Origin of the sequence: Chloroflexus sp., assembly GCF_034432675.1 — a bacterium.
GTDB lineage: Bacteria > Chloroflexota > Chloroflexia > Chloroflexales > Chloroflexaceae > Chloroflexus.
Window position 1 is genome coordinate 1 of the sequence record NZ_DAOUBI010000067.1, and the last position, 12,158, is coordinate 12,158.

The window sequence follows — 12,158 nt, forward strand, 5'->3', positions numbered from 1 at the left end:
CTGCCGCACGCCACACGACGCGCCACGGACACCTCTACCTGGCAAGGGTATCCTCGCCGAAACCCACTCCCACTGGGTGAGGAGCAGCAATGCTGGTGCTACACTTCCACGCTTACAGGTAGTACCAGGGTGATCGTCAAATATGAACTCTACTCATCAGCCTGTCTCAAACGCCGCTCACCCTGCTGCATCCACCGACTACCTTTGTTCGTCAAAGCTAGAGAAAGTAACCTGTCTGATGCTACAATGAACACAACCATACTCGACAGAAGGAGAATGAACGATGGGTATCTTTGATCAACTGGGGAAAACCTTTTCCCAGGTTACTGATCGGGCAAAGTTCGAGGCCGAGAAATTTCAAAAAACGACTCGTCTCCAGGCCGAGATTAATGAGTTACGTCGCCAGATCGATCAGAAACTGATGGAGATAGGGCAACGTGCATACGATTTGCAGCGGGCCGGTCAGATTCAGGTACCTTCCTTAGCCGAGCTGGCGGCAACCCTCGATCAGTTGCGTTCTACCTTGCTGGTGCGCGAAGAAGAGCTGAAGAAAGCGCAGAATGAGGTATACATCGAACCAACGCCCGCACCGCCACCGATGCAATCGGTGCCGATCAGCGAAGCCCCTGCGCCAACGGCTGGGCCAAAAATATGTCCGCAGTGCGGGTTTCAGATGCCGGCTACGGCCATCTTTTGTCCTGCGTGTGGCACGCGGGTTGTAAAATAATCCAGGTCGCTACCTTTGTCACCACAGAGGCACAGAGAACACAGCGGATGGGTATAACCTGAATTGCTGCCGTGAGGCGTAACGTAGCACGTCGATGGGAACTCGATGCTCCTTACGTCGTTCATGCAGGTACGCCGCACGGTGGTACACGCAACGTCGTGCTGCTCATTTAGGCAGGCAACCTCCGTGGCCCGCTCACAGCATAGATGGCGAGTTAGGTTAAGATAGCTTGATACTCGGTACCGGGATGGCCAAATAAGAACCCCTTCTTCACGCCATTGTGAAGAAGGGGTTATATTGTTTTATTTGGCTGGGGGACAGGGATTCGAACCCCAACCGCCTGGGCCAGAACCAGGTGTTCTACCCTTAAACTATCCCCCAGCGTGGTGCCGAAGGTGGGATTTGAACCCACACGAGGTCACCCTCACTACGCCCTGAACGTAGCGCGTCTGCCAATTCCGCCACTTCGGCATGGCTCGGTTCCCCGACGCAGGTAAAATAATACTACGAGCACTGCACTTTGTCAAATGGGTACAGCCAGGGTGTTTTGTACCAAGTCTTGCGCAACAATGTGCATCTTTCAGGGGTGAGTCGCGTGTTGAATCGTTGTCGGGTGTATCAGCGGCGAGTCGCCGGCGAATTGGCGTCAGGGTAGGGGCGACGCATGCGTCACCCCCACAATAACCCGTCATTGTTCGCACAGGTGAGAAGTACTCGCCGGGAACCTTATTGTAGAACTTAAAAGCTGCGCAGTCTTGCTACCTGTCCGTCGCACAGATTCGTGAACGCTTGCCAATCGCCAACGATAATATATCCCGCCCAGCCTGCCAGTATGGCAGTGAGGATGGCTGACGACTATCTCCGGTGTCATCACGCACTGGATGGATTGCCTTGCCCGCGCATCATGAGCGTGTCACGTCGTTTGGAGTGCGGCAGCCATGCTGCCGCAACAGCCGTGCTTCGAGTCAGGCGCGTGTCAAGCCGTTTACCCTGCTGGTCACGGAGATGCTGTGAGTTCTCGTCACGATTATGTAGTCCGTAGGTGATTAACGAGATAACTTCTCTACAAGTGCCGCCCCGCCGAATGATCACCGTATCCACGGCAGACACGATCATCACCGGTCGAGTTTGCCAGATATGGCAGACCTCATGGGATGCCATTGGCTGGCCGTCATCCAATCACCCGCAAGTGGAGAAATAAATCGGGATACGTCAGATAGAAGCGCTGGAGGGAAGAAGCCTCTATCGACCATACCACGCAGTCGCTAAGTGCGCGCACGGTCAGGCGATAGGGTTCGCCACGCAGGGCAGATCGCATCCCAAAACAGTCACCACTTTGTTCGCTCTCACCGTCACGCATGGCGCTGTAGTGGACACGACCGTGTACCAGCAAGTAGCCGGTTGTGCTCATCTCGCCGCGTCGGCAGAGTACCGTACCGGCTGCGACCGTATGCGGTGTGAAATCCAGCGCCAGATCAAGTAGCGTAGCCCAGGGCAATTGCCCCAGTGTTGATTGTTGCCAGAGCCAGTCAGCGCGGGCAAAAGCCTCTGCTAATCCCAGTTGCCCGGCCACTCTGATAAACAGATCTGGGGTGATTTGTAAGAGTTGCACATCACTATGAGCCACCATAGTACTGGTGCGAGGCTCGCCAATCAAAGCACCGCGTTCACCCAGACTATTGCCACGCCCCAGGAAGCGTATCGCTTCGTTGCCGACAATAATCTCCACGACTCCGCAGTGAATCACGTATGCGCAACCGTCAGAAGCTTCACCTTCGCGGGCAATCACCTGTCCTGCCGGATACGAGACGATAGCGCATTGGTTTGCCAGGTTTACCCGCTCTGCGACCGGGAGGCGGGCAAAAAGCGGGCAGATGGTGAAGGTTTCAAAGCGCTGACGTTGTTCGTCGTCGTGGACAATTTCACCTATCCCGACAATATGACCGCTGCCAGCAACTTCCACCCGGTCGGCCAGTTCGTCGGCTACCGTGAAGTCCTGACGGCTGGTGTGGGCCAGTACCAGTCGCCGACTGCGTGTGCTAAGGGTACGGAGCAGGTGTTCAGTCGGAGTGGTATGAATGGCACCACCACCCATATCGTGCACCAGAATTTCGACCCCATCGGCAAACCGACGGAGTTCATCCAGCCGTTCGCTGCTGAGGTGACCGGTTTGGTGCAGGTGTTCCAGCCATGCTTCGTCGTACCGCATATCACCTGAATAACCAACACCGTTCACCCGCACTGCAATGGTGGGCACTGAATGAACTGCATAGGTTGCCGTAAAGTGATAGCCATGCAGGTCGAGTGGTTGCCCAGGATCAAGCGGGTAGAAGTCAAACAGTTCGGCAACTGTTGCCGGGGGTAGATCGAGCATGACACCTAAAACGCGCAGCAACGAGCGATAGATCGGCTGGGCCGTTACCAGTTGCACCCGTTTACCACCGGTGAGGATCAATTCAGGTAGACCGGCAATGTGGTCTTCATGGAGGTGCGAGATGACTACCAGGTCGATTTGCCGTGGTGAGAGACCAAGATGGGCCAGTCGCACATTCAGATAGGCCGCGGCATCAAACAAGAGGGGTTGATTGTTGCCAAAATAGGCGAGAAAGCAGGTTGTGATGCCGGTCGGATCAAAACCATCACTGCCCCCGATGAACTGAAGGGTGATCATCTGGCGCACGAGCGGACGTGGTAGGGCCACCGTCAGTGGCTGGGCAATGCCAGTAATCGTCGCCGGAATGCGTGCAATGTCAACCCCATGTTCGGTAAAATGAAACGTATCGTCGTGATACGTGATCTGTACCTCGCCAAGGTTGCCGCCACCGGTTTCCAGCGCCACAATGGTGACCATATCGTCAACGGTCGGTGGGCGGCCAAGTGGCGGAAAGAAAGCTACCGTCGCACATTCCTCTTTCAACCAGCTTCCCGGCCATTCTTCCGATACTGAAGGGCCGTTGATCGTCTCTTGCAACAGGATGCGTAGTCGTTGAGCCTGGGCTACCGTGGGCGTGATTAATGTAATCCGCTGTTGCCGACCGAAGAAACTGGCATAGATCAGAAACTCGACGCTGGCATAATTGATCCCGCTTCGCACAAAGCCATGCGAACCCGGTTCACTCCCGGTCGGAGCATCAGGCGGCAGTAGCACATATTGAGGTGGCGTTAATCCGTGCGCAAGCAGGAATTTCAGACTCTCCGGTGGGCTGTTGACCAGAATATCGCCGGCAGTGGTCGTGACGACGTAGATGTCGTTGGGCAAACACCGTACTCGCTCCGCCGGTAGTATCTTCTTCATACGTTTCTCCTGCCGACTGGTGACTGAATGCTATACCTGTATAAACGTCTCGATAAACGTATTGTAGCGATCAATGCAAGCCCCTCGACCAGGCATGCTATAATTGGTTCAGTATAACCTTCTACATTATAAGGAGGCTGGATCGTATGTCAGGCCATTCGAAATGGCATACCATTCGTCGCACAAAAGGCGTCAATGATCAGCGCCGTGGGCAGCTTTTTACCAAACTGGCACGTGATATCACAATTGCAACTCGCGAAGGTGGCAGTGGCGACCCCGATCTAAACTTTCGCCTGCGCCTAGCGATAGACAAAGCGCGTGCCAATAATATGCCGAACGAGAACATTCAGCGCGCCATTGATCGCGGTCTGGGCAAATCGAATGAAGCTGCGCTGGAAGAGATTTTCTACGAGGGGTATGGCCCTGGGGGCGTGGCGATTCTGATCGAAGCGGCAACCGACAACCGCAACCGTACCAACTCGGAAGTTCGGGCCACGTTTAACAAGAATGGCGGTAACCCTGGTGAACCCGGTTCAGTGTCCTGGATGTTCGAGCAGAAGGGACTGATCACTATTGATCTCAGTGCCGTCAAACACGACCCCGATGAGTTGCAACTGATGGCAATCGATGCCGGGGCTGATGATGTGGTCGTCGATGATGAGACGCTTGAGATTTATTGTGACTGGACGCAACTGAATGCGATTCGGCAGGCGTTGCTCGATCAGGGTGTGCCAGTAGCAAATGCCGAGAAGATGATGCGCGCCAAGACGCTTATTCAGCCCGATGAGAAAGACGCGCTGGCTGCGCTGCGCCTGATCGAGAAGCTCGAAGATCTCGACGACGTGCAGAAGGTGTACTCGAACCTCGATATTACCGCCGAACTGGTTGCCCGCTTCGATGCGTAGCTGCCCAGCGTTGAACAGGAACAGGCTGTGCGTGCGCTTGGTATCGACCCCGGTACGGCTACGATGGGCTGGGGTGTCGTTGAGTTTAACCATGGTCAGCTGCACCTGATCGATGTTGGTGCCTTGACGACGCCTGCCGGTATGCCTCACCCTGAACGGCTCTTGCAGCTCTACAATGGCCTCCGTGCGATTATTGAGCGCTTGCGCCCGGATACTGCTGCGGTCGAGGAGCTGTTTTTCGGAAAGAATGTCAATACCGCACTGACGGTTGGTCAGGCGCGCGGGGTAGCCTTACTGGCGCTCGCGCAGGCCGGTATTCCTGTTCACGAGTATAAGCCGCTGGCGGTGAAGCAGGCAGTGGCAGGCTACGGCGGCGCCGATAAGCGGCAGATGCAGGAGATGGTTCGCCTGACGCTCGGCCTAGCCACGATACCCCGCCCCGACGACGCTGCCGATGCGCTGGCGATTGCGATCTGCCACGCCTATACTACCCCAACTCTCCAGCGCTTTGGGTTGTCGTGACTAGCCCATGCTGCATAACGCTGGGACAAGACACAGTTCCTGGTAGTGTTGATAGGTGTATTGCATTATGGCTTCTCGTCGTCGCCCCGGTGCGCCCGCCGATTTTGAAGAGATTCAACCAAACCTGTTTCTCATCCACAATCCGGCACTTGGCCCCGTGTTGCGCGGTGAAGGCGAACGGGAAGGGTTTCATTTTCGGCTGACCAGTTGGCGGCGGGAAGGTTTGCTTGCCCGTCTGGCGCAGCGTAGTTTCGTAACTCTGACGATTGCCGACCGGATTGCGGCGCTGCCGGCTCCGCCATCAGTAGTTCCCGGTAGACTGCGCACGATTCCGGTGCAGGAAAAGCAACAGTTTAGTATCCTCGATCTCGCTGCCCCCCATGGCTGGCGCACCATTCAACCAGCCGCCGACAACACCGTAACCCTCCCTGAAGGGCAGATTGTGCGCCGTCGGCGTGGGCGCGGCCCGGCAGACTATGTGCGGGTCACGGCAACCGGTTGGCAAACCGTGCCTGATGATGAAGCGCTGTTAACAGCTTATGCGCTATTAATGCCTGAGCCGCGGTTGACACTCTCGCCAATTGACAGTGGCTGGCTGTTGTCCGAACTGCCCCTGCCAGCGCCCTATCGCCGGGTGCTGCATCAAATTGCTCAATCACATCCTGATGGCTGGTTCCTCGCCGATGCGTATGCCTGTGAGCTGGCTGAGCTGCTGTTACGCAAGCTAGGATTGACGGTAGTGCGTTGACATGGGTAAGCCGGGTGTCACCATCATCGACTGTGCGGGTAGTCCATCTTGCGCTCGGCAAGCTATGCGCCGTAAATGCCCGCGTTCCCTATCCACGTACCATAATTCAGTAGCGCCGCGTAGCCATTTCCCCTATACTGAATGTAATCACCACTCACAGGAACAGCGCTATGATGCAGGATAGTGGGTTGATGGCATACGTGGCCGCCGATAGGGTGGCCTGTGAGCTGAATGGTGCGCCACTGGCGACAGATGGGGTGGCGCTGATTGCCGACATCTCCGGTTTTACACCGCTCACTGAAGGGCTGGCCCAGGTGCTGGCGCCGGATCGCGGGGCCGAGGAGCTGACGCGGGCGCTGAATGGTGTCTTTGCGCCGTTAATTGATGCCGCAGGCGCCTATGGCGGTCACGTGATTAAATTTGCCGGTGATGCTCTCATCGTCTTTTTTCCGCGCTGCCCCTCTGGCAGACGGGCGACCCTGCTCCGCTCCGCGGTTACGGCTGCGCATGCCATGCAGGCCGTCATTAAACGCCACGGGCGTATCACGACCCCGGCAGGGGTATTTACGCTGACGATGAAGATCGGGATGGCGTATGGGCCGGTTTTGCGCATACGGCTGGGCGATCCGACGTATGGCTACGAGGATGTGATTGGCGGGGCGACGCTGGATCGCATGGCGGCAGCCGAGCATCACGCTCAGACTGGCGAAGTGCTGCTCGATCCGGAGTTGGTTCCGCTGAGCGGTCTTGTCATCACTGAGTGGCGTGATCGGTATGCCGTGCTGGCTCCCTTACCCGAACCACCGCGTCGCCGCCGCTTACCGAACCTTCAAGCGGGCACGGCTGCCGAGCGTTTACGTCCATTTGTGCCGCCGGAAGTGGCTGAGGCGGCGCTCAGCGGGCAGATGCATCCGGCAGAGTTAAAGCCGGTGGTGAGTGTCTTTGTGCGCTTTACGGGTATTACGTATGAAGATGCGTCGGCTGCGCACCAGTTGGAGCGCTATTTCAGTACCGTCCAGCAGATTGCTGCGCGCTATGGTGGCCGGGTGAATCGATTGATTACCGGCGATAAGGGGAGTGTCCTGCATCTTATCTACGGTGCACCGCGCGCACTTGAGTCGTGCGAACAGCGAGCGGCATTATCCGTGCTTGAATTATTGCACGCCGGCGAACGCTTGCCGTTCATTCGCGAGCAGCAGATCGGGATGGCTACCGGTCGGGTCTTTGCCGGCCCGGTGGGTTCGCCGACCCGGTGCGAGTACACTGTGATGGGGGATACGATCAACCTCTCGGCGCGCCTTATGCAGCAGGCTGCCCCCGGTCAGATCGTCATTGATCCAACACTGGCCGTTCGGCTGGGCAATCGCTTCGTCACGCAGATGATCGGCACCGTTAAGCTCAAGGGCAAAGCGGAACCGGTGGCCCTGATCGCATTAACCGGCGTGGCAATGTTATCCGAACAACCACCAGATACGACAGTGTACGGGCGGACGAGCGAACTGACGCTGCTCAGTCAGCATATTGAACGACTCCGGCAGGGATACGGCGGCAGTGTTCTGGTGGTCGGCGAGATGGGTATGGGGAAGACCCACCTCTTGCATGCGCTGAGCAGGTCACCGGTGCGGTGGATACAGGCAACTGCCGCTCCTTACGACCGGCTCCAAAGCGGTGCGCTGATTGGTCAGATGATCCGTTTGTTGATCCGTTTGCCTGATCTGGCCGATTTCTCCGCATTGGTGAGAGCGCTGCAACCATTGCCCGGCATCCATGCCTCTGATGCTGCGCTGATCCTAGCCAGCGTTCTCGGTATTGCGCTGACCCCGGCTCAGATGCAACAACTGGCAATTATTGGTGGTGATGGTGTGCGCTGGCAACTTCTCACCATCTGCGAGCAATTAATGACCGCCATCACAACGACTGAACCGCTGGTGATTGCGTTAGATGATGTGCAGTGGGCTGATGCAACATCGCTGGCGGTTGTTCAACATCTCGTCTCGCTCACTGCTCGCCAACCATTGCTGATCATTCTGGTAAGCCGTTCATTTGAGCATATCTCGTCATTTGCCCGCACTGACATTACCCACACGATTGAATTGCAGCCCCTATCTTCAGAAGCGGCCCACGAGCTGGTGCGGGCAATTGCGCCAATGACCACACCAGATCAACAGGCAGTACTGGTTGAACGTGGCGGTGGGAGTCCGCTCTTCCTGGTCGAGATGGCACGTGCTGCCGCAATGGGTGCCGCCCTGGAGACGCTGCCCGATACCGTGCAGGGATTGCTGCTCGCGCAGATTGATCAGCTACCATCTGGGTTACGCCAGACGTTGCAGCAGGCGTCGGTGTTGGGGCGGCGATTTGATCCGATGATCCTGGCCCGCTTGAGTGGTCATCCAGATTGTGAACGTGATTTGCAGGAGCTGGTTGAACGCGGTTTTCTCCTCCGTTCTGAACGTGAGTACCAGTTTCGCCATGGTCTGATCCAGGAGAGCGCATATAGTGCGCTCCTGTTTGCTCATCGGCGAGATCGCCATCTGGCGGTGGCGCAGATTCTGGTTGAACAGGAACAGGGTCGGCTGGCCGAGCGGGCCGGGGTGTTGGCCGATCATTATGAACGGGCAGAAGCCTTTATCCCGGCAGCGTACTGGTATGCTCAGGCCGCCGATAATGCCCGGCTGATCGCAGCCAGTACCGATGCGTGTGATGGCTACCGGCGATCATTGAGCCTGCTTGAGCGCACAGGGATTAGTGATGAGCGGCGTGCGAGTGTGTTGCTCAAGCTGGCGCAGGCGTCAATGGATAGCGGCGACTATCAGGCTGCCCAGCAGTTCTACGAACAGGCTTTTGCCACGTTCCCGGCAACACGCTCGCAACGTCGCATGACGGTGCGTACCCCCTTCCGCCTGGGTGTTTACCCACACGGCCCAACCACCCTCGATCCTGGTTTGATCACCACGAGTGGCGATCAAGAGCTGGTGCGCGATCTGTTCGAGGGATTGGTCGAACTCGATCTCGATCTCAACGTCATTCCGGCACTGGCTACACGCTGGGAGGTCGATAGTAGTGGTAAACACTACACATTTCATCTGCGTCCGCAGGCATTGTGGAGCGATGGAGTGCCGCTTACCGCGCACGATGTCGTCTTTGCCTGGCAACGCAACCTCGCACCAACGACCGGATCGGCGCAGGCGCATATTCTTTTTGTGATTGCCGGTGCTGAAGCGGTCGCTCAGGGCGCCGACCCGGCCTCGTTGCAGGCGAGCGCCCTCGATGATCACACCGTACAGGTAACGTTGCACACGCCGACACCGCAGTTACCGTACATTCTGACCCATCCGGTGTGTATGCCGCTACCGCGCCATGCCGTCGCTCGCTACGGAGCGACGTGGGCACACCCGGATCGGCTGGTGTGTAATGGGCCATTTCGGATCAGCCGTACCCGGGCTGGTCACCCCCTTGCTCTGACCCAAAATCCTCACTATCACGGTTATCGACCGGGGAACCTTCAGCGCATCGAACTGGTCTACACCGTCCCCGACCATCCGGCTTTCACCGCCGGTCAGATCGACTGGTTGCGCATCGAGGATCAACAGGCAGTGTCGGCGACTGCGAGCACGGTTGATCTGATTGGACTTGCCACCTATTTTCTGCTGTTTAACTGTCGGCATCCGCTGCTGAGTCAGGCCGGTGCGCGACAGGCACTCGCTCACTGTATTGATCCGGTGCAATTGGTGGCAGAGGTGTGGGCCGGACATCAGTTGCCGGCTAGCGGTGGACTGATCCCGCCGGGTATGCCCGGTCACACACCTGCGCTTGGGCGTCCGCCGGTATCGGTGACGCCAGCGTTACAAGCGCAGCTCACGCATGCCGAACTTACATTAGCCGCGCTTGATGGCTTTCGCCACACACCGGAATGGCTGTGTAGCCAATGGAAGCAGCAGCTCGGATGTACGGTGCACCGGTGGAACGATCTCACACCCGATCAGCTCTTTGCTGCTCTCGCTAGCGGCGATCTGGCTATGGCTCTGCTAGGCTGGGAATTTGAATATCCCGATCCGCAGCCACTCTTGCACGGCCTGTTCCATTCACAGGGCGCACTGAACGTTGGCGGCTGGCAGGATGCAACCTATGATGCGTTGATTGAGCAAGTCGCGCAGACAGATTTACCACAGCGTCGGCAGCTTTACCACACTGCCGAGCAGTTGCTGATGCAGGCAACCGTTGCGGTGCCGCTCTACTATCATCGGACAACTGGCGTCTTGCGCACACCGTTTACGCTTTCCACCGCCTACCGCCTGGTGCGTGGCGAACGGCCACGCCTCAAGTGGCTGGTGGCGGATCAATCTGCTCGTAACGCAGCAGACGTACCCGGCTCATCCTCATATATACCCAGGCGTCGTGCCGAATATGATCTACGGTAGTGGAATGCACCCTCCGGTACCCGGAATCACCGTGTGGTCGGCATTGGCAACCAGCGCACAGAGGGCAGTCGCACCGGGCGGGCGATCTTTGATATTGTAGCCGGTGAATGGTGCCGAACTGCCGTAGACAAACCAGTTGGCCGGATTCGCCGGTACACCGGCCTGGCTCTCGGTGACCGTGTTAAAGAAAAAGTGAATGTGGCGTCCGGGAAGCTGTGGTGTGTACCCACTGGTGGTAAAGGTGCAGAGGTATTGCGCATCGCTGATGGTGACATTCAGAGGTTGGACTCGATAGATCGTACTCGTCTGACGCAAGGTGAGCGGCACGCGCACTCGCGGCGTCATAACACTCACGCCACTGAATGAGCTGTCAGGTGCCGAAGCAGCACTGTTGCCACTGAATTGATTCCCGTCGATCAAAACAACGGTTGAGCCGGTGGCAGTAGCGGCGCGCTCGATACGAATGGCACCGCCGCTGCCATTGGTGGCGACATTACCGGTAAAGCTGTTTGAGCGGAGAACAACGGTACCGGCATACGTGATGATGCGCACCGCGCCACCACTTCCATTGAGTGCTTCATTGTTAGCAAACGAACTGTTCTCAATCACAACGGTGCTGCCATCACGCACCACGAGTTCGATCGCACCGCCACTCCCGGCCTGGTTTCGATTAAATCGACTATTGATGATGGTGAGATGCGAATTGCCGGTTAGCTCCAGCCTGATAGCCGCGCCATTGGCTACGCCTCCCTGCACCAGGTTGTCGTTGAATTCGAGATTCTCTATACGCATCCGGGCACCATTCGCCAGCGTACCCTGAATACCGACGCCACCGACAGTATTGACACTGTTCGTCAGATCGAGATTCTTGAGCACGACCGTCGCACCATTCAGATTGAAGGGCAAGATATGGTTTCCCGAACCAAGGCTGAGTTCCGATCCTTGATCGGAGTCAAGGGTATAGCCAAGGCTGTACATGGTCGAAGAGTTCGGCTGGTCGTTGCCGCTTTCCTCACAGCGTGCCGTTGAGGAGTCATCGAAGTTGGGAACCCAGCCCCCTTCCAGGACGAGCGATTGGGTAATCGGGGCAATGCTATTACTGGAGCGAAAGCCAATCATGGCTGCGACTACATCACCCGGTTGGGCACGTGCCAACGCTTCGTCGAGATTACCGCAGCCACCGGCGCCGTACAAACGAAAACCGGCCTGTGCGGTGACTGGTGGAAAACCGATGAGGAGCGCAATCAGGAGACCAATCAGCGCAATTCGTCGTCGATCAAACGATAGCATAGAGGTGCCTCCCCCTCGCAATGCTCCTGATGCGCTGAGGGTGAGATGAAGAGGATAAGGGGCGAATCAAAGCATTTCAGGAATAGAATTGATGCTATTCTAGCATTAAAACACCGCCTTGCCTAGAGCCTGTTATGAACTTTGAACCATGAGCGAGACAAACCGATGGGCCAACACGATGGCAAAGGCAACGACATGCAAGCCGGCCAGCGTCGCCGCCACACGTTCGTCGTCACGCACCAGGCGACGGAAG

General features: G+C 57.1%; 7 protein-coding genes, 2 tRNA genes and 1 pseudogene. 5 read left to right on the forward strand and 5 right to left on the reverse strand.

The features are described 5' to 3' along the window. The first annotated feature begins 283 nt into the window (after positions 1-283). Positions 284-727, forward strand: a complete 444-nt coding sequence (locus VAE55_RS05380; RefSeq protein WP_322814779.1) for a zinc ribbon domain-containing protein — start codon at positions 284-286, stop codon at positions 725-727. A gap of 307 nt (positions 728-1,034) precedes the next feature. Here VAE55_RS05380 and VAE55_RS05385 read toward each other — a convergent pair. The 3 genes from VAE55_RS05385 to VAE55_RS05395 all read right to left on the reverse strand — a co-directional run bounded on the left by VAE55_RS05385 (position 1,035) and on the right by VAE55_RS05395 (position 4,022). Next, positions 1,035-1,108, reverse strand: a tRNA-Gln gene (locus VAE55_RS05385). 3 nt (positions 1,109-1,111) lie between these two features. Continuing rightward, positions 1,112-1,198: transfer RNA gene (locus VAE55_RS05390), tRNA-Leu, on the reverse strand. A gap of 700 nt (positions 1,199-1,898) precedes the next feature. Further along, a complete protein-coding gene (locus tag VAE55_RS05395) occupies positions 1,899-4,022 on the reverse strand; it encodes a cyclic nucleotide-binding domain-containing protein (protein ID WP_322814780.1) in 2,124 nt (707 codons plus the stop codon). 146 nt (positions 4,023-4,168) lie between these two features. Between VAE55_RS05395 and VAE55_RS05400 the strand changes: the two genes are divergently transcribed. The 4 genes from VAE55_RS05400 to VAE55_RS05415 all read left to right on the forward strand — a co-directional run bounded on the left by VAE55_RS05400 (position 4,169) and on the right by VAE55_RS05415 (position 10,615). After that, entirely contained in the window at positions 4,169-4,927 is a 759-nt protein-coding gene (locus tag VAE55_RS05400) for a YebC/PmpR family DNA-binding transcriptional regulator (RefSeq protein WP_322814781.1), read from the forward strand. A 27-nt stretch (positions 4,928-4,954) separates the two neighbouring features. Then, a complete protein-coding gene (gene ruvC / locus VAE55_RS05405; RefSeq protein WP_322814782.1) occupies positions 4,955-5,449 on the forward strand; it encodes a crossover junction endodeoxyribonuclease RuvC in 495 nt (164 codons plus the stop codon). 67 nt (positions 5,450-5,516) lie between these two features. Next, on the forward strand, positions 5,517-6,197 hold the full coding sequence (locus VAE55_RS05410) for a hypothetical protein (RefSeq protein WP_322814783.1): 681 nt from the start codon (positions 5,517-5,519) through the stop codon (positions 6,195-6,197). A 170-nt stretch (positions 6,198-6,367) separates the two neighbouring features. After that, a complete protein-coding gene (locus tag VAE55_RS05415; RefSeq protein WP_322814784.1) occupies positions 6,368-10,615 on the forward strand; it encodes an ABC transporter substrate-binding protein in 4,248 nt (1,415 codons plus the stop codon). Here VAE55_RS05415 and VAE55_RS05420 read toward each other — a convergent pair. Then, entirely contained in the window at positions 10,607-11,905 is a 1,299-nt protein-coding gene (locus VAE55_RS05420) for a hypothetical protein (protein WP_322814785.1), read from the reverse strand. The genes VAE55_RS05415 and VAE55_RS05420 overlap by 9 nt on opposite strands. 132 nt (positions 11,906-12,037) lie before the next feature. After that, positions 12,038-12,158, reverse strand: a pseudogene (locus VAE55_RS05425) (IS5/IS1182 family transposase); the annotation flags it as partial.

What these genes read in the sequence shown, in the direction of transcription:
- VAE55_RS05420 (WP_322814785.1), bottom strand. Translation starts at nt 11,905, where the DNA reads ATGCTATCGTTTGATCGACGACGAATTGCGCTGATTGGTCTCCTGATT.
- VAE55_RS05395 (WP_322814780.1), bottom strand. Translation starts at nt 4,022, where the DNA reads ATGAAGAAGATACTACCGGCGGAGCGAGTACGGTGTTTGCCCAACGAC.
- VAE55_RS05415 (WP_322814784.1), top strand. Translation starts at nt 6,368, where the DNA reads ATGATGCAGGATAGTGGGTTGATGGCATACGTGGCCGCCGATAGGGTG.
- VAE55_RS05400 (WP_322814781.1), top strand. Translation starts at nt 4,169, where the DNA reads ATGTCAGGCCATTCGAAATGGCATACCATTCGTCGCACAAAAGGCGTC.
- VAE55_RS05380 (WP_322814779.1), top strand. Translation starts at nt 284, where the DNA reads ATGGGTATCTTTGATCAACTGGGGAAAACCTTTTCCCAGGTTACTGAT.
- VAE55_RS05410 (WP_322814783.1), top strand. Translation starts at nt 5,517, where the DNA reads ATGGCTTCTCGTCGTCGCCCCGGTGCGCCCGCCGATTTTGAAGAGATT.